At 66.6% G+C, this 17,926-nt stretch carries 23 protein-coding genes and 2 tRNA genes; 14 read left to right on the top strand and 11 right to left on the bottom strand.

Features of this window, described 5'->3' with window-relative positions; all coding sequences use genetic code 11:
* Nucleotides 1–55 precede the first annotated feature (55 nt).
* Nucleotides 56–1,210 carry a fumarylacetoacetate hydrolase family protein gene (locus ACZ1A1_RS20770; RefSeq protein WP_463621415.1) on the bottom strand — a complete coding sequence of 385 codons (1,155 nt, stop codon included), beginning with the start codon at nt 1,208–1,210 and terminating at the stop codon, nt 56–58.
* 202 nt (nt 1,211–1,412) lie between these two features.
* Complete coding sequence (locus tag ACZ1A1_RS20765) at nt 1,413–2,603, bottom strand: MFS transporter (protein ID WP_463621414.1); 1,191 nt, start codon at nt 2,601–2,603, stop codon at nt 1,413–1,415.
* A gap of 78 nt (nt 2,604–2,681) precedes the next feature.
* Between ACZ1A1_RS20765 and ACZ1A1_RS20760 the strand changes: the two genes are divergently transcribed.
* Complete coding sequence (locus tag ACZ1A1_RS20760) at nt 2,682–3,704, top strand: AraC family transcriptional regulator (protein ID WP_463621413.1); 1,023 nt, start codon at nt 2,682–2,684, stop codon at nt 3,702–3,704.
* Here the strand turns inward: ACZ1A1_RS20760 and ACZ1A1_RS20755 are convergent.
* Nucleotides 3,683–3,757 (bottom strand) — tRNA-Thr (locus tag ACZ1A1_RS20755). The genes ACZ1A1_RS20760 and ACZ1A1_RS20755 overlap by 22 nt on opposite strands.
* A gap of 147 nt (nt 3,758–3,904) precedes the next feature.
* On the opposite strand from ACZ1A1_RS20755, the gene ACZ1A1_RS20750 reads away from it, so the two are divergent.
* The 12 genes from ACZ1A1_RS20750 to ACZ1A1_RS20695 all read left to right on the top strand — a co-directional run bounded on the left by ACZ1A1_RS20750 (nt 3,905) and on the right by ACZ1A1_RS20695 (nt 11,742).
* A complete protein-coding gene (locus ACZ1A1_RS20750) occupies nt 3,905–4,093 on the top strand; it encodes a hypothetical protein (RefSeq protein ID WP_313194470.1) in 189 nt (62 codons plus the stop codon).
* A 169-nt stretch (nt 4,094–4,262) separates the two neighbouring features.
* Nucleotides 4,263–5,555, top strand: a complete 1,293-nt coding sequence (murA, locus tag ACZ1A1_RS20745; RefSeq protein WP_313194471.1) for a UDP-N-acetylglucosamine 1-carboxyvinyltransferase — start codon at nt 4,263–4,265, stop codon at nt 5,553–5,555.
* Between the two features lie 94 nt (nt 5,556–5,649).
* Nucleotides 5,650–6,087 (top strand): DUF2948 family protein, encoded by a 438-nt coding sequence (locus ACZ1A1_RS20740; RefSeq protein WP_463621412.1) that lies wholly within the window; start codon nt 5,650–5,652, stop codon nt 6,085–6,087.
* Nucleotides 6,088–6,133: 46 nt separating this feature from the next.
* Nucleotides 6,134–7,432, top strand: coding sequence for a histidinol dehydrogenase (hisD, locus tag ACZ1A1_RS20735; protein ID WP_463621411.1), 1,299 nt, complete (start codon nt 6,134–6,136; stop codon nt 7,430–7,432).
* A gap of 3 nt (nt 7,433–7,435) precedes the next feature.
* Entirely contained in the window at nt 7,436–7,912 is a 477-nt protein-coding gene (locus tag ACZ1A1_RS20730; RefSeq protein ID WP_415213332.1) for a UPF0262 family protein, read from the top strand.
* A 4-nt stretch (nt 7,913–7,916) separates the two neighbouring features.
* The gene (locus tag ACZ1A1_RS20725; protein WP_119257594.1) at nt 7,917–8,378 is read left to right on the top strand and encodes an arsenate-mycothiol transferase ArsC; all 462 of its coding nucleotides are present in this window, start codon (nt 7,917–7,919) and stop codon (nt 8,376–8,378) included.
* Between the two features lie 144 nt (nt 8,379–8,522).
* Nucleotides 8,523–8,741 (top strand): translation initiation factor IF-1, encoded by a 219-nt coding sequence (infA, locus tag ACZ1A1_RS20720; RefSeq protein WP_004435948.1) that lies wholly within the window; start codon nt 8,523–8,525, stop codon nt 8,739–8,741.
* Nucleotides 8,742–8,834: 93 nt separating this feature from the next.
* Nucleotides 8,835–9,455: a Maf-like protein gene (locus ACZ1A1_RS20715; RefSeq protein WP_463621409.1), complete on the top strand. Its 621-nt coding sequence runs from the start codon at nt 8,835–8,837 to the stop codon at nt 9,453–9,455.
* 1 nt (nt 9,456) lies between these two features.
* Nucleotides 9,457–9,666 (top strand): DNA gyrase inhibitor YacG, encoded by a 210-nt coding sequence (gene yacG / locus ACZ1A1_RS20710; RefSeq protein WP_415213334.1) that lies wholly within the window; start codon nt 9,457–9,459, stop codon nt 9,664–9,666.
* 174 nt (nt 9,667–9,840) lie between these two features.
* Nucleotides 9,841–9,916 (top strand) — tRNA-Phe (locus ACZ1A1_RS20705).
* A gap of 277 nt (nt 9,917–10,193) precedes the next feature.
* Nucleotides 10,194–10,376, top strand: a complete 183-nt coding sequence (locus tag ACZ1A1_RS20700; protein ID WP_463621408.1) for a hypothetical protein — start codon at nt 10,194–10,196, stop codon at nt 10,374–10,376.
* Nucleotides 10,377–10,575: 199 nt separating this feature from the next.
* On the top strand, nt 10,576–11,742 hold the full coding sequence (locus ACZ1A1_RS20695; protein ID WP_463621407.1) for a pyridoxal phosphate-dependent aminotransferase: 1,167 nt from the start codon (nt 10,576–10,578) through the stop codon (nt 11,740–11,742).
* Here the strand turns inward: ACZ1A1_RS20695 and ACZ1A1_RS20690 are convergent, their stop codons facing one another.
* The gene (locus ACZ1A1_RS20690) at nt 11,743–12,276 is read right to left on the bottom strand and encodes an AAA family ATPase (protein ID WP_463621406.1); all 534 of its coding nucleotides are present in this window, start codon (nt 12,274–12,276) and stop codon (nt 11,743–11,745) included. It abuts the gene before it with no gap.
* Nucleotides 12,277–12,380: 104 nt separating this feature from the next.
* Here ACZ1A1_RS20690 and galE point away from each other — a divergent pair, with 104 nt between their 5' ends.
* Nucleotides 12,381–13,373 carry a UDP-glucose 4-epimerase GalE gene (galE, locus tag ACZ1A1_RS20685; RefSeq protein WP_463621405.1) on the top strand — a complete coding sequence of 331 codons (993 nt, stop codon included), beginning with the start codon at nt 12,381–12,383 and terminating at the stop codon, nt 13,371–13,373.
* An 11-nt stretch (nt 13,374–13,384) separates the two neighbouring features.
* On the opposite strand, the gene ACZ1A1_RS20680 is transcribed toward galE, so the two are convergent.
* The 7 genes from ACZ1A1_RS20680 to ACZ1A1_RS20650 all read right to left on the bottom strand — a co-directional run bounded on the left by ACZ1A1_RS20680 (nt 13,385) and on the right by ACZ1A1_RS20650 (nt 17,886).
* Nucleotides 13,385–13,684, bottom strand: a complete 300-nt coding sequence (locus ACZ1A1_RS20680; protein ID WP_463621404.1) for a chorismate mutase family protein — start codon at nt 13,682–13,684, stop codon at nt 13,385–13,387.
* 320 nt (nt 13,685–14,004) lie between these two features.
* Nucleotides 14,005–15,009 (bottom strand): cytochrome d ubiquinol oxidase subunit II, encoded by a 1,005-nt coding sequence (gene cydB, locus ACZ1A1_RS20675; RefSeq protein ID WP_463621403.1) that lies wholly within the window; start codon nt 15,007–15,009, stop codon nt 14,005–14,007.
* Nucleotides 14,999–16,414, bottom strand: a complete 1,416-nt coding sequence (locus ACZ1A1_RS20670; RefSeq protein WP_463621402.1) for a cytochrome ubiquinol oxidase subunit I — start codon at nt 16,412–16,414, stop codon at nt 14,999–15,001. The genes cydB and ACZ1A1_RS20670 overlap by 11 nt, the downstream gene beginning before the upstream one ends.
* A 266-nt stretch (nt 16,415–16,680) precedes the next feature.
* A complete protein-coding gene (locus tag ACZ1A1_RS20665; protein WP_313194541.1) occupies nt 16,681–16,938 on the bottom strand; it encodes a hypothetical protein in 258 nt (85 codons plus the stop codon).
* Nucleotides 16,939–17,001: 63 nt separating this feature from the next.
* A complete protein-coding gene (locus ACZ1A1_RS20660; protein ID WP_463621401.1) occupies nt 17,002–17,253 on the bottom strand; it encodes a hypothetical protein in 252 nt (83 codons plus the stop codon).
* Nucleotides 17,254–17,313: 60 nt separating this feature from the next.
* The gene (locus ACZ1A1_RS20655; protein WP_313194543.1) at nt 17,314–17,568 is read right to left on the bottom strand and encodes a hypothetical protein; all 255 of its coding nucleotides are present in this window, start codon (nt 17,566–17,568) and stop codon (nt 17,314–17,316) included.
* A 60-nt stretch (nt 17,569–17,628) separates the two neighbouring features.
* Complete coding sequence (locus tag ACZ1A1_RS20650; RefSeq protein ID WP_313194544.1) at nt 17,629–17,886, bottom strand: hypothetical protein; 258 nt, start codon at nt 17,884–17,886, stop codon at nt 17,629–17,631.
* Nucleotides 17,887–17,926: the final 40 nt, after the last annotated feature.

The raw sequence follows: 17,926 nt of genomic DNA, 5'->3' as shown, positions 1-17,926 counted from the left end.
TTGGGAGGAGCGGCCCCTTATTTTCGGGGCCGCGGATCATGCATTCAAGAATGCATCAGAGAAGGTCGCGCGAAACGAGGTTGCGCATCAGCGCCGCGACGCCGAAGGTCCATGGCGGGCATTCGGTGGAAAGGCGCACGGTGTTGACCAGCGCGCCGAGCTCCGCATTGGAGATCGTCACCCGGTCGCCCATCCTGTGGGTGAAGCCCTGCCCCGGCGCGTCGCGGTCCTCGACGGGCGCGAACAGCGTGCCCATGAACAGCATGAAGCCGTCCGGATACTGGTGATGCCTGCCGATGGTCTGGGAAACGAGATCGAGCGGATCGCGGCTGATCTCGCGCATGGTGCTGCGGCCCTTCAGCACGAAGCCGTCCTCGCCTTCGATCAGGAGATCGAGATCGGCCTTGCGCACGTCCTCGATGGAATAGGTCTCGTCGAAGAGGCGGATGAAGGGGCCGATGGCGGCGGAGGCATTGTTGTCCTTCGCCTTGCCGAGCAGCAGGGCCGAGCGGCCCTCGACGTCGCGCAGGTTGACGTCGTTGCCGAGCGTCGCGCCCTTGACGCGGCCGGCGCTGTCGACCGCGAGCACGACTTCCGGCTCCGGATTGTTCCACCTGGAGATCGGGTGCAGGCCGACGGATGCGCCCCAGCCGACGGCGGCAAGCACCGGGGCCTTGGTGAAGACCTCCGCATCCGGCCCGATGCCGACTTCGAGATATTGCGACCAGACGCCTTCCTCGATCAGCGCGGCCTTGACCTTCGCGGCGGCTTGCGAACCCGCCTTCAGGTCGCGCAGGCTGTCGCCGATGATGGCCGTGACGCGCGTGCGCATCTTTTCCGCCAGCGCCGGATCGCCCGCCGCCTTCTCCTCGATCACGCGCTCGATCATCGAGCGGGCGAAGGTGACGCCGCAGGCCTTCACCGCCTGGAGGTCGCAGGGCGCGAGCAGGTGGAGCCGGGAGACATCGCCGGTCCCTTCGTCCGAGGCTTCCAGCACCGCATCGAGCGCGCCGAGGTCTTCCCCTCCGGCCGCGCGGACGACCGCTGCCGGATCGTCGGCCTCCAGCAGGTCCCGCATGGTGGGCGCGGCCCCGGAGGTGATGTCATGCAGCTTGCCGTCCCGCAGCGCCACGACCGCCGGCCCCTGTACATCCGGCCGCCAGACGCGCCCGACAAACGTTCCCCGCGAAAAATCTCCAGCCCTCGTCATCGTGCAACAACGCTCCTTCCAGTTTCTTCGACGGGTGTTCTAGACCGAAAAGGTCGGAAGATGACAGCCCTATCAGTGCGGGCTGGCACAGGTCCATGGAGAGGAGACGGAGAGCCCGTTCCCGAGCTGCATGAAATTCATGATTGGCCCGGCTTCATGCCGGCAGAAAGCGGCGGCGGCTCACTGGGGCCGCCGCCCGCGATCACGCCGGGCGGGTGCGGACCGCCGAGACGATGGTGAGCGCGGCAAGGATCAGCACGGCGCCGCTTGCGACGAAGACGCTCGCAACGCCGCTCGCATCGAACAGCGCCCCGCCGGCCGCCGCCCCCGTCGCGATGGCGAAGTTGATCGCCGCGACGAAGAGGCCGCCGGCGCTTTCGGCTTCGTCCGGCACCGCCCGGGTGATCCAGGTCGACCAGGCGACCGGCACGGCGCCGAAGGCAAGGCCCCAGAGCGCGACCATGGCCGCATCGCCCGCGAGATTGCCGCCGAAGGCCGAGAGCGACAGCGCCAGCACGGCCATCACGACCGGCATGATCGCGAGCGTGAAGCGCACGGAGCGTTCGAGCAGCACCGCGCCGAGATAGTTGCCGAAGAAGGTGGCGACGCCGAAGCCGAGCAGCACGGCCGAGACACCCTCGACGCCGACGCCCGTCACCGTTTCGAGGAACGGCCTTACATAGGTGAAGAAGGCGAAATGACCGGTGAAGACGAGCAGGATCGCGAACATCGCAAAGCCGACGCCCGGCCGCGTCAGCACCTCGACGAGCGTGCCGAAGCGCGAATGGCCGCGCGGCGGCAGCGAGGGGAGCGTGGCGAGCTGCACGACGAGCGCGATCGCGCCGAGCACGGCGGCGCCGAGGAAGACATTCCGCCAGCCGACGATATCGCCGACATAGCTGCCGACGGGCGCGGCGAAGACCGTCGCCGCCGAAACGCCGAGGAACATCACCGACAGGGCTTTGGCCACATAGGGCTCCGGCACAAGCCGCATCATGGTCGCCGCGGAGAGCGTCCAGAAGCCGCCGAGCGCCATGCCGAGCAGCACCCGGCCGAGGAGCAGCATGGGCAGGTTCGCGGCCATCGCGACCAGGAGGTTCGAGAAGATCAGCAGGACCGAAAGCCCGACGAGCACGAGCCGCCGGTCGAGCCTGCGCGTCACTACGGTGATGAGAAGGCTCGTCACCAGCGCGACGGCGGCCGTCGCCGTCACCGCCTGCCCGGCCATGCCCTCGGAGATGCGAAGATCCGCCGCCATCGGCGTCAGCAGGCTTGCCGGCAGAAACTCCGCGCCCACCAGCCCGAACACGCCGAGCGTCATCGCCAGGACCGCGCCCCAGGCGGGGCGCGCATCCGCTTCGCTCTCTGCCGCCACGATTGTTGCATCCGTCATCTGCCATCCCTTTCCTGTTGCAGTGCGTGACCCAGAAGTGGGTTGAAATGCAAGACGCACAATGTCATTTTATCCGCAATGTTTGATCCATCGTCCGACCCGTCGAAAAATGCGCACGATCCCGTCAGCGAGCTGCTGATGGGCATGCGCCTGCGCGGCGCCAGCTACGGCCGGCTCCAGCTCAGCCCGCCCTTCGGCATCCGCTTTCCCGCGGGGCCGGAAGCCCGCTTCCATTTCATCGCGCGCGGCAACGTTCTTCTGCGCGCACCCGGACAGGTGCAGCGGGAACTCTGCTGCGGCGATGCCGTGCTCCTGCCGCGCGGCGAGGTGCACGAGATCGTCACCGCCGCGAACGTCACGATCCGCGATTACGAGAGCTATACGCGAAAGCCGCTATGCTCCGACGTCGCGGCCGTGGAGGCCTGCGTCAGGGAGACGAACCGGGAAAACGACGTCCTCATCTTCACCGGCCGCATGGAATTCGAGCTGGACACGCTGCATCCGCTGGTCGGGCTCATGCCGCAGGTCATGTCCGTCGGCGCGCTGATCGGCCGCCAGCCCGAGCTGATGCCGCTGCTCGACGCGATGGAGCGGGAAATGGCCGAGGAGCGCGTCGGCTCGGCCGGCATCCTCGCCCGCCTTGCCGACGTCATCGCCGCCTCCATCGTGCGCGGCTGGGTGGAATGCGGCTGCGGCGACGCCACGGGCTGGATCGAGGCCCTGCGCGACCCGCGGCTCGGCCGCGTCATCGCCGCGCTCCACCGCGAGCCCGGCCGCAACTGGACGCTCGCCGACATGGCGCGGGAAATGGGCAGCTCCCGCTCCGTCTTCGCCAAGCGCTTCGTCGAGGTGACGGGCGTCACGCCGCAGCGCTACGTGCTGGCGCTGCGCATGCGCCTTGCCGAACAATGGTTCCGCCGCGACAAGCTCGCCATAGACACCGCCGCCCGCCGCCTCGGCTTCGGCTCCCAGGCCGCCTTCGCCAGAGCCTTCAAACGCATCGTTGGAGAACCGCCCGGACAGACGCGAAGGAAGGCGGCTGTGGGCAACATGGAGACTGGAAAAACGGGGAGAAAGAATGGTGCTGCTAGAGAGATTTGAACTCTCGGCCTCTCCCTTACCAAGGGAGTGCTCTACCCCTGAGCTATAGCAGCATCCGGCGGAACGATGCTGTTCCGCGTGAGCGAGGGCCTATTGCCACAGGTGACCGGGCAGCGCAAGCGGCCAATTTGCGATTATCGCAACAAATCTGATGCGGGCGGCGCTTTTTTCGGGGCGCGGATTTCATTATGAGAAGGGATATGAGCGGGAAGGACGAGACGAAAGACCGGAAGATCAGGACGGAGGCGGAGCTTCGGGCCGAGCGGCTGGCGAAGACGCTGAGGGAGAACCTGCAGCGCCGCAAGCAGCAGGCGCGCGCCCGGCGCGCGGGTGATGCGGACGAGACGACGGGTCTTCCTGCCGCAAAAAAAGACGAATCGGACGGTTAGTCGAAGCTGTCTTCATCACGAAGGCGACGGGGGACGGTTTCCGGAACCGGGCGCAAATAACCATGCGGCCGGCACGGTCTTCATTTTTCGATCGCGATGCTCTAAGAAGCCGCCATCTCCGAAAGCCGATATTCTTCTCAGGAAAGGCGGGCCCGGCCCGTAGTCACACATGGATCGTATCAGGATTGTAGGCGGCAATGAGCTTCGGGGCATCATCCCGATCTCCGGCGCCAAGAATGCCGCACTGCCGCTGATGATCGCCTCGCTCCTCACCGACGACACGCTGACGCTGGAAAACGTGCCGCATCTTGCCGACGTCGAGCAGCTCATCCGCATCCTCGGCAACCACGGCGCCGATATCTCCGTCAACGGCCGCCGCGAGCGCCAGGGCGAGGGCTATTCGCGCACCGTCCACTTCACCTCGCGCAACATCGTCGACACGACCGCCCCCTACGAGCTGGTCTCGAAGATGCGCGCCTCCTTCTGGGTCATCGGCCCGCTGCTCGCCCGCGAGGGCAAGGCCCGCGTCTCGCTGCCGGGCGGCTGCGCCATCGGCACGCGCCCGGTCGACCTCTTCATCGAGGCGCTCGCCGCGCTCGGCGCGAAGATCGAGATCGACGGCGGCTATGTCGAGGCGACGGCGCCCGAGGGCGGCCTGATCGGCGCGCGCTACACCTTCCCGAAGGTCTCCGTCGGCGCGACCCATGTCATGATGATGGCGGCGACGCTCGCCCGCGGCACGACCGTGATCGGCAACGCCGCCCGCGAGCCCGAGGTGCAGGACCTCGCCAAGTGCCTCAACGCCATGGGCGCGAAGATCTCCGGCGCCGGCACCTCCACCATCACCGTCGAAGGCGTCGACCAGCTTTCCGGCGCGCGCCATCGCGTGCTGCCCGACCGCATCGAGACCGGCACCTATGCCATGGCCGTCGCCATGACCGGCGGCGACGTCGTGCTGGAAGGCACGGATGCGGCCCTGCTCGACACCGCGCTCGAAGCGATCCGCCGCTCCGGCGCCGAGATCACCTCGACAGAAAGCGGTATCCGCATCGTGCGCAACGGCGGCGGCATCAAGCCGGTCGATGTCGTGACCGATCCCTTCCCCGGCTTCCCGACGGACCTGCAAGCGCAGTTCATGGGCCTGATGACCAAGTCGAACGGCATTTCGCACATCACCGAGACGATCTTCGAGAACCGCTTCATGCATGTGCAGGAGCTGGCCCGCCTCGGCGCGAAGATTTCGCTCTCCGGCCAGACGGCCAAGATCGAGGGCGTCGAGCGGCTGCGCGGCGCACCCGTCATGGCGACGGACCTGCGCGCCTCCGTCTCGCTCGTCATCGCCGGCCTTGCCGCCGAGGGCGAGACGACGGTCTCGCGAGTCTATCACCTCGACCGCGGCTTCGAGAGGCTGGAAGAAAAGCTCACGCGCTGCGGCGCGGTCGTCGAACGCGTCAGCGATTGATGTTCTACGCGCGGCGGAGTTGCAGTCCGCCGCGCGCCGTCCTATCTCGTGATCGATATTCGAGATACCGCACATCCGCGGGAAGGACTTGCCAATGGACAGCCTGAAACTGCTCGCCCTCGACACGGAGGACCTCTCCGTCGTCTCGGCCCACCTGCAGGACGCGGTCTTCAAGACCGACGGCCTTGCCTATGACGCCCGCCACCATGTCTTTTCGCTCGCCGTCAACCGCTTCGCCTGGGAAAAGGCGGGGACGCGCGGCAAGAGCTTCGAGCGCCGCCGCGCCGTCCTCGCCTTCAAGCGCGTCGAGGCCGTGCGCTCGCTCGGCATCGACCGCAAGGACCGGGAAGCCGTCTTCTCCCTCCTCGCCGTGAACTTCGCCCGGAAGGGCGAAGGCCCCGAGGGCACCGTCGAGCTCGTGCTCTCCGGCAATGCCTCCATCGCCCTCGATGTGGAATGCGTCGAAGTTCAGCTTGCAGATACCGGCGGGGCATGGGAAACCAGCTTGAAACCCCGCCATCCGGCGGTTTGAGCATTGGTCCGGCGCTTTTGCCGGGAGACGACAGGGACGTGACGACTTGGCGATCAGACTCGACTACCAGAGCAGCGATTTCGAAACCCGCTTCGCTGCCTTCCTGACCACCAAGCGCGAGGTCTCCGAGGACGTCAACGCCATCGTGCGCACCATCATCGACGATGTGCGCGCCCGCGGCGACGCGGCGCTCGCCGACTATACGAAGAAATTCGACGGCCTCGATCTTGCAACCAACTCCATGCGCGTGTCGCTGGAGGAGATCGATGCGGCCTATGACGCCGTCGACCCCAAGATCATCGCCGCGCTGGAGCTTGCCGCCCAGCGCATCGAGAAGCATCATGCCCGCCAGAAGCCGAAGGACGACATCTACGAGGACGCCATCGGCGTCGGCCTTGGCTCGCGCTGGACGGCGATCGACGCCGTCGGTCTCTATGTCCCCGGCGGCACGGCGAGCTATCCGAGCTCGGTGCTGATGAACGCCGTGCCGGCCAAGGTCGCCGGCGTGCCGCGCATCGTCATGGTGGTGCCCGCCAAGGAAGGCGAGATCAATCCCGCCGTGCTTGCAGCCGCGCGCATTGCCGGCGTCGACGAGATCTACCGCATCGGCGGCGCGCAGGCCGTCGCGGCGCTCGCCTATGGCACGCAGACCATCGCGCCCGTCGCCAAGATCACCGGTCCCGGCAACGCCTTCGTCGCCGCCGCCAAGCGCCAGGTCTTCGGCACGGTCGGCATCGACATGATCGCCGGCCCCTCGGAAGTGCTCGTCATCGCCGATGCCGACAACGATCCGGACTGGCTGGCCGCTGACCTTCTCGCCCAGGCCGAGCACGATGTCGGCGCGCAGTCGATCCTCGTCACCGACAGCGCGGCCCTTGCCGATGCCGTCGAGGCCGCCGTCGAGCGGCAGCTCAAGACGCTGGCGCGCTCGCAGACCGCCGCCGCGAGCTGGCGCGATTTCGGCGCGACCATCCTCGTCCCGGACCTTGCAAAGGCCGTGCCGCTGGCCAACCGTATCGCCGCCGAGCACCTGGAGATCGCCACCGCCGATCCCGACGCGCTGCTGCCGGAAATCCGCAATGCCGGCGCCATCTTCGTCGGCCGCCACACGCCGGAGGTCATCGGCGATTATGTCGGCGGCTCCAACCACGTGCTGCCGACCGCCCGTTCCGCGCGCTTCTCCTCGGGCCTCTCCGTGCTCGACTATATGAAGCGCACGTCGATCCTGCGCCTCGGCCCGGACCAGCTTCGCGCCCTCGGCCCCGCCGCCGTGACGCTCGCCGAAGCCGAAGGGCTCGGCGCCCATGCCCGTTCCGTCGCCATCCGGCTCAACATGGAGACGTGAGGCATGGGCACGAAGGGCAACTTCCGCCTCTGCGACGTGGTGCTGGACGATACGATCGGCCAGGCCACGCCGGATGTGGAGCACGAGCGTGCCGTTGCCATCTTCGATCTCATCGAGGAAAACACCTTCGAGCCGATCGGCCATGCCGGCGGCCCCTACCGCCTGCACATCTCGCTGCTCGATTCCAAGCTGGTCTTCGCGATCCGCACGGAGGCCGGCGAGGCGGTCGCCACCCATATCCTCTCGCTGACGCCCTTCCGCCGCATCGTGAAGGATTATTTCCTGATCTGCGAGAGCTACTACCAGGCGATCCGCTCGGCCACGCCAAGCCAGATCGAGGCGATCGACATGGGCCGGCGCGGCATCCACAACGAGGGATCGCAGACATTGATGGACAGGCTTTCCGGCAAGATCCGTTTCGATTTCGACACGGCCCGGCGCCTGTTCACGCTCGTCTGCGTTCTCTACTGGCGCGGGTGAGCGGATGGAGGGTGCCTTCCCGGCAGTGCAGGACGCCCGGCCGCGAACGCCCCGTTCGATCCTCTTCATGTGCCGCATGAATGCGGTGCGCTCGCCGATGGCCGAGACGATCGCCCGCAGCCTCCTGCCCGGCACCTATGTCGCCTCGGCGGGCGTGCGCCCCGGCGAGCGCGATCCCTTCGTTGATGCGGTGCTCGGCGAGGTCGGCCTTTCGCTCGGCCGCCACGCGCCCCATTCGCTCGACGAGCTGGAGGACGATTACTTCGACCTCATCGTCACGCTCGCCCCGGAGGCGCACCATGCCGCCCTCGAGCTGACACGTTCCATGGCCGTCGACGTGATGTACTGGCCGACGCCCGATCCGACGGTCGCCACCGGCACGCGCGAGCAGATCCTGGCATCCTACCGGGACGTTCGCGAGTTCCTGAAGATGCTGATCGAGAAGCGGCTGAAAGGCCCCGGCTGACGCGGAAACGGCCGCAAGAACGGCAAATGCAGAAAGCCGGCGCTTCGGTGTTCACAAAGCACCGGGGATTGTGTAGTTTCCGGCAACTTTTCGAGGCGGGCATCCTGCCTCCCCGAATCCACCTCACAGGAATATCGCTCAAAGATGGCAAAAGAAGAAGTCCTCGAATTCCCCGGCGTCGTGACGGAACTGCTCCCGAACGCGACCTTCCGCGTCAAGCTCGAAAACGAGCACGAGATCATCGCGCACACCGCAGGCCGCATGCGCAAGAACCGCATCCGCGTTCTCGCCGGCGACAAGGTGCTGGTCGAGATGACCCCCTACGACCTCACCAAGGGTCGCATCACCTATCGTTTCAAGTAAGCGGCTTCCCGCAAGCCCCGGAGGCCGCGCCCTCGCCCGGCATTGCGCCGCGAAGCGAAGTCCGGCGCATCCCGGCGCTTTTCCGGAGACATCATGGCGCAGACCGAAAAGCTCATCCTCGCCTCCGGCTCGCCGCGCCGCGTCGAACTGCTCGCGCAGGCGGGCATTGCGCCCGCGCGCTTGATGCCGATGGATATCGACGAGACGCCGAAGCGTTCCGAGCATCCCCGCTCGCTGGCGCGGCGCCTGTCGACCGGCAAGGCCGAGGCGGCGCTCGCCGCCGTCAAGGGCGACGCGGCCTTTGCCGGCAGCTACATCCTTGCGGCCGACACGGTCGTTTCCGTCGGCCGGCGTATCCTGCCGAAGACGGAGATGATCGACGAGGCCTCCAGCGCGCTGCATCTTCTCTCCGGTCGCAGCCACCGCGTCTTCACCGGCGTCTGCCTCATCACGCCGGATCGCACCGTGCGCCAGAGGGTCATCGACACCAAGGTGCGCTTCAAGCGGCTCTCGGCCAGCGACATCGAGCATTACCTCGCCTCCGGCCAATGGCGCGGCAAGGCGGGCGGCTATGCCATCCAGGGCATTGCCGGCAGCTTCGTCGTCAAGCTGGTGGGCTCCTATACCAATGTCGTCGGCCTGCCGCTCTACGAGACGCTCGCCCTCCTTTCCGGCGAGGGCTTCGACGTGCATGCCGGCTGGGCGGATGCCTGACATGGCCGACGAGACCGAAAAGCCCTCCGCCACCGTGGCGCCCCTGCGCAAGGCCATCCCCTGCCCGATCTGCCGGCGCCCCTCCTCGCGCGAGCATTATCCCTTCTGTTCCAGCCGCTGCCGCGACGTCGACCTCAACCGCTGGCTCTCCGGCTCCTATGCCATCCCCGTCGCCGACGACGAGACCAAAGCCGACGAAGACGACCGGTAACGCCTCGCCGCGCAGGCAAAAACGCAATCTTTTCCACAACTTGAAAAGCCCGCCATTTTTCCCGCAAAAAACCGCCGATGGGGCTGGACACATTTTCGCAAGATGCTATAACCCCGCTCGCTTCCGGGGCGAAACCAAGCGCCCCACGGATTTCACCCGAAATCCAAGCCGGATGCCCGGATAGCTCAGTTGGTAGAGCAGCGGATTGAAAATCCGCGTGTCGGTGGTTCAAATCCGCCTCCGGGCACCACTCACTCTCCTTCAAGAAGCCGCAAAGTTTCCTGACATTTTGCCTGCGACTCGATCGCCGTTTCGGCGTGACTGCAGGCGCAGCCGGCGTTTCCGACCGGTCCTCCGCCGCTTACGGCACCACTTCGTTTCAGGGGATTCTCACGCAAGGTAGACCTGATAAGCTAGGCGAATCAGAGTGAAAGACCATTCGAGTGACAGTGAGCGTGACATTTCGTGAGCCGGGCGTCGTGGAAGCCGGCGTTTCCTTGCAGAGCAATCCGGAAAAGGATGCGACAATGCGGAAGTCCGAATCGTCAGAGCCTGCCTTCCTTCCCGCAATCGACATCGCGGCCGCCCGTGAAAGGGACATGCAGAACATCGTGCATGCGCTTTCCGCGCTGGCCGAGGTCGCCCAGAGCCTCAAGAACGTTCCCCTTCGCCGCCCGCGGGCGGAAGACCTGATGGGGCTTGACGGCTGAGCGAGGGGTGAGCGTCCTCCCATCACCGAATTCGATGCATCCGTCAGCGAAACTCGCGTGAACGGCCGCGGAAAAACCGCTAGAGCATTTGCAGCCGAGGCGGGATCGCTTCGGCGTCGGACAATGCGGTTGAAACACAAAGCTCCGGATCCTGGGCGCTTCGCCGTTCCGGACGAAGGCGGGATTGCGGAGTGAAGCCATGACCATCGTCGAAAGCCTCAGCCCCCGCTCGCTCCGTGCGCCGGAGAGCGGGATCGTCGAAGTCGTCAACTATGCGCGCGGGCGCGAAGGGCTGATCCCGCTCTGGGTCGGCGAAGGGGACCTGCCGACGCCCGGGTTCATCGCGCGCGCGGCCTCCGACGCGCTGCTGCGGGGCGAGACCTTCTACACCTGGCAGCGGGGGATTCCGGAGCTTCGGGCGGCGCTGTCGCGCTACTATGCGCGGCGCTTCGGCGCTTTCCTGCCGGACGAGCATTTCTACGTGGTCGGCTCGGGCATGCAGGCGATCAAGCTTGCCATCGAGGCGCTCGTCTCGCCGGGCGACGACATGGTCTACCTGACGCCGGCCTGGCCGAATTTTGCCGCGGCGGCGGAGCTTTCCGGCGCCAACACCATCGCCGTGCCGCTCGATTTTTCCGGCGGGCGCTGGCAGCTCGACCTTGGCCGCATCGAGGCCGCGATCACGCCGAAGACGCGCGTGCTCTTCGTCAACACGCCGTCGAACCCGACAGGCTGGACAGCGACGCGCGAGGACCTTGCCAGCCTCCTCGCCATCGCCCGGCGGCACGATCTGTGGATCATGGCCGACGAGATCTATGCGCTCTATCACTATGCCGGCGGCCGGGCGCCCTCCTTCCTCGACGTGATGGAGGACGGCGACCGGGTGATCTTCGTCAACTCCTTCTCGAAGAACTGGTCGATGACCGGCTGGCGCGTCGGCTGGATCGTCGCCCCACCGGAAATCGGCCAGGTTCTGGAAAACCTCATCCAGTATTCCACCTCCGGCGTGCCGCAGTTCCTGCAGCAGGGCGCTATCGTGGCGCTCGACGAGGGCGACGCCTTCGTGCAGGCGAATATCGACAAGGCGGCGCGGAATCGCGACATCTTCTGCGACGCGCTGATCGCCACCAACCGGGTGGAGACGCTGAAGCCGGACGGCGCGCTCTATGCCTTCCTGAAGATCGACGGCATGACGGATTCGCGCCTCGCCGCGCTCGACATCGTCGACCGCACCAATGTCGGCCTTGCGCCGGGCACGGCCTTCGGCCCCGGCGGCGAACGCTTCATGCGGGCCTGCTTCCTTCGGGATGGCGGCCAGGTCGCGGAAGCGGCCGAGCGGCTGGCCCGCTACATCGCCGCGCGCTGATCATTCCGCCAGACGGGCGAGCAGGAAATCGGCGCGCTCGGCGACCGGCGCCTTCGGCAGGATCACTGTCTCGTAGCCGAGCAGCGGATAGGTCGTTTCGAGACGGGCATATTCGGCAAGCGCGGCGTCGAAGTCGTGGCGGCGCGCCGCATCGCCGGCATAGATTTCCGGCCAGGGCGGGGTGAGGAAAACCTTGCGGTTATAGCGATGTGCGGCGGCAAGCGCCGCCAGGACCGGCTCGCCGCCGGATGCCTCCAGCGCGGATGCGGCATCGATCAACCCGCGATCGAAGAAGACGAGACCGGGGTGATCGGCCATGCGCTGCCGGTCTGCGAGCGCCACCTCCACCGCACGGCGTGCGAAGGCGGCGAGGTCGAGCCAGGGCAGCGCACTGCCGCCGGCGGCCAGTTCCTCCTGCACGATGCGGCGGCCGGGCTCCTCGACGACGGCATGGCCGCGCCGGGCGAGCTCTTCCAGCAGGGTGGACTTTCCGCCGCCGGAGCAGCCGGACAGCACGATGAAGCGATCGGACATATTCTTACCTTTCTCGGACGGGAAAAGGGCCCGACGCAATTGCGGTTGCGTCCCATGGGCAGGCAGGCTGATATGCCTGCTATTCTTGCGATTCGGAGGTTGGCATGGCGGTTCTGGTTACGGGTGGGGCGGGCTATATCGGCAGCCACATGGTCTGGGCGCTGGTCGATGCCGGCGAGGAGGTCGTGGTGCTCGACCGGCTCTCCACCGGGTTCCGCTGGGCGCTGGCGCCGGAAGCCTGCTTCTACGAGGGCGACATCGCCGATGCCGCGCTGCTGACGCAGATCTTCGCGGAAAACCGCATCGATGCGATCATCCACTTCGCCGGCTCGATCGTGGTGCCGGAATCGGTCGCCGATCCCCTCTCCTATTACGAGAACAACACGGTGAAGTCACGCGCGCTGATCGCCGCGGCCGTCGCGGCGAAGGTGCCGCATTTCGTCTTCTCGTCCACCGCCGCCGTCTACGGCACGCCGGGCGGCACCGAGCCGGTGTCGGAGACCGCCGCGCTCCGGCCGGAATCGCCCTACGGCTCCTCCAAGCTGATGACCGAGATCATGCTGCGCGATACCGCCGCCGCACATGACTTCACCTATACGGCGCTGCGCTACTTCAACGTGGCGGGGGCCGATCCGCGCGGGCGCACCGGCCAGTCGACCAAAGGCGCGACCCATCTCATCAAGGTCGCCTGCGAAGCCGCGCTCGGCAAGCGCACGGGCATGGAGGTCTACGGCACGGACTATCCGACGCCGGACGGCACCTGCATCCGCGACTACATCCACGTCTCCGACCTTGCCAATGCCCATCTGAAGGCGCTGCAGCGCATGCGGGCGGGCGGCGGGTCCATCGTCGCCAATTGCGGCTATGGCCGCGGCTTCTCGGTGCTGGAGGTGCTGGAGAAGGTCAGGGCCGCGTCCGGCAAGGACTTCCCGGTGCGATTCGCCGCGCGGCGGCCGGGCGACGCGGTGCTCGTCGTCGCCGATCCGGCGGTCGCCATGAAGGAACTCGGCTGGACGCCCGAGCACAACGACCTTTCCTTCATCGTGCGCACCGCGCTCGACTGGGAGGATCATCTCGGCCGGCGCAACCAGGTCTAGCTCCGGCTAGATCAGGATTCGCCGAGTTCCGCCTTCTCGTAGGCGATGGCGTGCTGGATGAGCTGCGCCCAGATCTCCTCGTAGAAGCCGCCTTCGAGGCCGTGTGCCTCGGCATTGCGGTGGGCGTTGTCGCGCACCTGCTTCACGCGCTCCGGCACGTCGGCGGGAATGCCGAGGCCCGCCTTGATCTCGGCGGCGCGGCGGATGAAGGTCCAGCGTTCGGCGAAGAGCGCCATCAGCCCGTTGTCGACCCGGTCGATGTTCTCCCGGATTTCCGCCATCGTCGTGCAGTCTGCCGCAGTCTTCGCCATTCCGGTCTCCTGTTTTGCGGACCCGGATAGCAGAGGAATGGTGTGGGGAAAAGGCGGCTGCGTGTCGCAAGGCCACATGCAGGCCCGGGGGTGGACAAAAGGAGGGTGCGGTCCTGTCTTTCGCCTGCGGGCCTGCATGCTGGCCGAGGCGGAACCTAGGCACAGAAGCTGGCGCGAGGCTGGACGCCCTCACGTAAGGTAATGTCAGGCGCCGAGCGCCAGTTTGATGGCGAGCCCGACGAGGCTGACGGCGAGCACGCCGCACGCCCACAGGCCGGCGAACCACAGCAGTTTCGTGACCGTCGAGCGCTCTTCGGTCATCAGTGATAACCCTCCTCCGGATCGACCTTGCCGCGGAAGACCCAGTAGGCATAGGCGGTATAGCCGAGGATCATCGGCACAAGGACGACCGCGCCGACAATGAGGAAGGCAAGGCTCTCCTCAGGCGCGGCGGCTTCCCGGATCGTCAGCGAGGCCGGTACGATATAGGGATAGAAGCTGATGCCGATGCCGGCAAAGCCGAGCACGAAAAGGCCGAGCGCGGCGATGAACGGCCACGAATCGTGCTCGGTTTTTAGCCCATGGATCAGCATGGCGAAGCAGCCGAGCACGAGCAGCGGCACCAGCAGGCTGAAGACGATGGTCGGCCAGCCGAACCAGCGCTCGAAATAGAGCGGCTCCAGGAAGGGCGTCCAGAGGCTGAAGACGCCCATGGCGGCGAGCGTGCCGATGCCGGCGCGCAAGGCATAGCGGCGCGCGCGGGCGGCAAGCTCGCCGGTGGTCTTCATCACCAGCCAGGTGGCGCCGAGCAGGCCATAGCCGACGAGCAGCGCGATACCGGTCGCGATGGAGAAGGGCGTCAGCCAGTCCCACCAGCCGCCGGCATAAGCGCGGCCCGTGACGGGAATGCCCTGCACCAGCGCGCCGAGCGCCACGCCCTGCATGAAGGCCGCCACCATGGAGCCGCCGGCAAAGGCGATGTCCCAGAGGAACTCGCCGCGCCTTGTGCGCCAGCGGTATTCGAAGGCGACGCCGCGGAAGATGAGGCCGAGCAGCATGAGGATGAGCGGCATGTAGAGCGCCGGCAGGATGGTCGCATAGGCGAGCGGGAAGACGGCCATCAGCCCACCACCACCCAGCACCAGCCAGGTCTCGTTGCCGTCCCAGACCGGCGCAACGGAATTCATCATCACGTCGCGGTCGTGCTTTTCCTTAAAAAAGGGGAAGAGGATGCCGACGCCGAGGTCGAAGCCGTCGAGGATGACATAGGCGAGCACCGCAAAGGCGATGATGGCCGCCCAGAGGAAGGGAAGGTCAAGCGCCATGGCGGTGGCTCCCGGCTTTGCTGGAGACGGCGGCGGCGGGCGTGATGCCGGCCGTGCGGATGGGGCCTTCCATTTCGGGCATCGGATCGCGCGGCAGGCGGCCCATCAGGCGCAGGATATAGAAGGTGCCCGCGCCGAAGACGAGGAAATAGACGATGATGAAGGCGATCAGCGAGGTCGCGACGGCCGGCGCATCGACGGGCGCGACGGAATCGGCCGTCAGCAGATGGCCGTAGACCGTGTAGGGCTGGCGGCCGACCTCCGTCGTCACCCAGCCGGCGAGCACGGCGAGGAAGCCGGCAGGCCCCATCAGCACGGCGGCGCGGTGCAGCCAGCGGTTCTCGCCAAGCGTGCCGCGCCAGCGACACCAGAGCGACCACAGGCCGAGGCCGAGCATGGCGAAGCCGATGGCGACCATGACGCGGAAGGACCAGAAGACGACCGCGACGGGCGGCTGCAGGTCGCGCGACACCGTATCGAGACCTGCCAGCGGCGCATTCAGGTCGTGCTTGAGGATGAGGCTCGACAGCTTCGGAATCTCGACGGCGTGGTCGACGCGCTGCTCGGCGGCATTCGGCAGGCCGAGGAGGATGAGCGGCGCGCCGTCCGGATGGCTCTGGAAGTGGCCCTCCATCGCCATGACCTTGGCGGGCTGGTGCTCCAGCGTGTTGAGGCCGTGCATGTCGCCGGCCAAAATCTGGACGGGCGCGACGAGCGCCGCCATCCACATCGCCATCGAGAACATCTTCCCCGCCCGCTTCGGCGCATCGCCGCGCAGGAGGTGGAAGGCGCCGACGCCGCCCACGACGAAGGCCGTGGTGAGATAGGCGGCGAGCACCATGTGCACGAGCCTGTAGGGGAAGGACGGGTTGAAGATCACCGCCCACCAGTCGGTGGGCACGAACTGGCCCGCCGCGTTGACGGAGAAGCCGGCGGGCGTCTGCATCCAGGAATTGGCGGCAAGGATCCAGGTCGCCGAGATCAGCGTGCCGAGGGCGACCATGAGCGTGGCGAAGAAATGCAGCTTCGGGCCGACGCGGTTGAGGCCGAACAGCATGACGCCGAGGAAGCCCGCCTCGAGGAAGAAGGCGGTCAGCACCTCGTAGCCCATCAGCGGCCCGACGACCGGGCCCGCCTTGTCGGCGAAGACGCTCCAGTTGGTGCCGAACTGGTAGGACATGACGATGCCCGAAACGACGCCCATGCCGAAGGCGAGCGCGAAGATCGTCTTCCAGAAATTGAAGAGCGCGAAATAGACCTCGTCCTTCGTCCAGAGCCAGAGGCCCTCCAGCACGGCGAGATAGCTCGCAAGGCCGATGGAGAAGGCGGGGAAGACGATGTGAAAGGAGATCGTGAAGGCGAATTGCAGCCGCGCGAGCAGCGTTGCATCCAGCGTTTCGAACATTCGATCCCATCCTTTCCGAGCGCCGCAGTCCTCTCGGCTGCCGTCAGCAAGGATGTGGGCCGGAAATGGGAAAGGTCAATTCCGGCCCCCTGCCCCACGTTGCCGCAGCGCGACAATCGCCCGCGTGCGGCATTTTCGCTTGCACGACGCGGGGCAGAAACGGGCGAAGCTCCCGGTGTTCCCACCGAGAGCTTCGCAGGACGCCGGTAGGGGCGTCGGAATCATCCGCTGCGCCCGGGCTCGATCGCCCGAGCGCAGGAGGCTGATCAGTTGGCGTTGACCGGGGCAACCGAACGGTAGTCGCCGCGCGCCGCGCCCTGGCTGTCGGCAGCATTGTCGCGCACGAGGACGCGCTTGTCGCCGATGCTGTGCGTGCGAACCGCGTCGACGCCCTGGGCCTGGACCGGCTGGCGGGCGCCGCCGACGAAGTATTCACCGCCCGGGGCGGCAAGGGCAGCCGAGGCACCGAAGACGGAGGTGGCCAGAAGGGCGGCTGCGAGAGTGGTGTTGAAGGTCTTGGTCATTGTTCTTGTCCTTGCATAAATCTTGGCATCAAATCTTGTCCGGTCGCCCGGTGGCGCCAACGATCAGTTGGCGTTGCCCGGAGCCATGGTGCGGTAGTCGCCACGGTCGTAGGACTGGGCGTCGGCCTGGCCCTTGATGACGACGTGCTTGCCGCCGATGCTGTTCGTGCGGAAGCTGTCGACATGGGTCTGGGACTTCACGGCATCCGGCGAACCGCCGACATAGTAGTCGCCGCCGGCGAAGGCCGAGGAGGCGCCGAAGACGGAAGCAGCGACGAGGGCTGCGGCGAAGGTGGCGTTGATGGTCTTGGTCATTGTCGTATTCCTTGGTTCAATTCTTCAAAGGCAAGTCCTGGGAGCTTGCCGGTTCGGTGATCAGTTCTGGTAGTTGCCGGCCGGGCGGTAGTCGCCGCGGTCGTAGGGCTTCGGCTGGGAAGCCTGGTGCCTGATCACGACGTTGCCGTTGCTGTCGACGCTGTTGGTGCGGAAGCTGTCGACGCGGGTCTCGGTCTTCACGGCATCCGGCGAACCGCCGACATAGTAGTCGCCGCCGGCGAAGGCCGCGGAGGCGCCGAAGACGGAAGCGGCGACGAGGGCTGCGGCGAAGGTGGCGTTGATGGTCTTGGTCATTGTCATATTCCTTGGTTCAATATTTCGGGGCAAGTCTTGGGAGGCTGCCGTTTTCAGGGATCAGTTCTGGTAGTTGCCGGCCGGGCGATAGTCGCCATGGTCGTAGGGCTTCGGCATGGAGGCTTCGCGCCGGATCACCACATGGCGATCGCCGATGCTGTTGGTCTGGAACCGGTCGAGGCGCTCGTGCTGGGCGGGCTTAACGGCATCCGGCGAACCGCCGACATAGTAGTCGCCACCGGCGAAGGCGGCGGAGGCGCCGAAGAGGGAGGCTGCTGCAAGAGCGGCGGCGAAAGCGGTGTTGAGGGTCTTGGTCATTGTCGTAGTCCTTTCCTATATGTGTTCCGGAGGAAGCGGC

It is taken from the genome of Shinella sp. R2-11 (assembly GCF_055330205.1).
This window is presented reverse-complemented; position numbering and strand designations above follow the sequence as displayed.

Excerpts from the sequence above, each read along its gene's own strand:
- ACZ1A1_RS20660 (WP_463621401.1), bottom strand. The coding sequence starts at position 17,253 with ATGACCAAGACCATCAACGCCACCTTCGCCGCAGCCCTCGTCGCTGCT.
- ACZ1A1_RS20770 (WP_463621415.1), bottom strand. The coding sequence starts at position 1,210 with ATGACGAGGGCTGGAGATTTTTCGCGGGGAACGTTTGTCGGGCGCGTC.
- ACZ1A1_RS20700 (WP_463621408.1), top strand. The coding sequence starts at position 10,194 with ATGCGGAAGTCCGAATCGTCAGAGCCTGCCTTCCTTCCCGCAATCGAC.
- ACZ1A1_RS20665 (WP_313194541.1), bottom strand. The coding sequence starts at position 16,938 with ATGACCAAGACCTTCAACACCACTCTCGCAGCCGCCCTTCTGGCCACC.
- ACZ1A1_RS20650 (WP_313194544.1), bottom strand. The coding sequence starts at position 17,886 with ATGACCAAGACCCTCAACACCGCTTTCGCCGCCGCTCTTGCAGCAGCC.
- galE (WP_463621405.1), top strand. The coding sequence starts at position 12,381 with ATGGCGGTTCTGGTTACGGGTGGGGCGGGCTATATCGGCAGCCACATG.
- ACZ1A1_RS20750 (WP_313194470.1), top strand. The coding sequence starts at position 3,905 with ATGAGCGGGAAGGACGAGACGAAAGACCGGAAGATCAGGACGGAGGCG.
- ACZ1A1_RS20680 (WP_463621404.1), bottom strand. The coding sequence starts at position 13,684 with ATGGCGAAGACTGCGGCAGACTGCACGACGATGGCGGAAATCCGGGAG.
- yacG (WP_415213334.1), top strand. The coding sequence starts at position 9,457 with ATGGCCGACGAGACCGAAAAGCCCTCCGCCACCGTGGCGCCCCTGCGC.
- murA (WP_313194471.1), top strand. The coding sequence starts at position 4,263 with ATGGATCGTATCAGGATTGTAGGCGGCAATGAGCTTCGGGGCATCATC.
- ACZ1A1_RS20765 (WP_463621414.1), bottom strand. The coding sequence starts at position 2,603 with ATGACGGATGCAACAATCGTGGCGGCAGAGAGCGAAGCGGATGCGCGC.
- ACZ1A1_RS20760 (WP_463621413.1), top strand. The coding sequence starts at position 2,682 with ATGTTTGATCCATCGTCCGACCCGTCGAAAAATGCGCACGATCCCGTC.
- ACZ1A1_RS20730 (WP_415213332.1), top strand. The coding sequence starts at position 7,436 with ATGGGCACGAAGGGCAACTTCCGCCTCTGCGACGTGGTGCTGGACGAT.
- ACZ1A1_RS20695 (WP_463621407.1), top strand. The coding sequence starts at position 10,576 with ATGACCATCGTCGAAAGCCTCAGCCCCCGCTCGCTCCGTGCGCCGGAG.
- ACZ1A1_RS20670 (WP_463621402.1), bottom strand. The coding sequence starts at position 16,414 with ATGTTCGAAACGCTGGATGCAACGCTGCTCGCGCGGCTGCAATTCGCC.
- cydB (WP_463621403.1), bottom strand. The coding sequence starts at position 15,009 with ATGGCGCTTGACCTTCCCTTCCTCTGGGCGGCCATCATCGCCTTTGCG.
- ACZ1A1_RS20725 (WP_119257594.1), top strand. The coding sequence starts at position 7,917 with ATGGAGGGTGCCTTCCCGGCAGTGCAGGACGCCCGGCCGCGAACGCCC.
- ACZ1A1_RS20715 (WP_463621409.1), top strand. The coding sequence starts at position 8,835 with ATGGCGCAGACCGAAAAGCTCATCCTCGCCTCCGGCTCGCCGCGCCGC.
- infA (WP_004435948.1), top strand. The coding sequence starts at position 8,523 with ATGGCAAAAGAAGAAGTCCTCGAATTCCCCGGCGTCGTGACGGAACTG.
- ACZ1A1_RS20655 (WP_313194543.1), bottom strand. The coding sequence starts at position 17,568 with ATGACCAAGACCATCAACGCCACCTTCGCCGCAGCCCTCGTCGCCGCT.
- ACZ1A1_RS20690 (WP_463621406.1), bottom strand. The coding sequence starts at position 12,276 with ATGTCCGATCGCTTCATCGTGCTGTCCGGCTGCTCCGGCGGCGGAAAG.
- ACZ1A1_RS20740 (WP_463621412.1), top strand. The coding sequence starts at position 5,650 with ATGGACAGCCTGAAACTGCTCGCCCTCGACACGGAGGACCTCTCCGTC.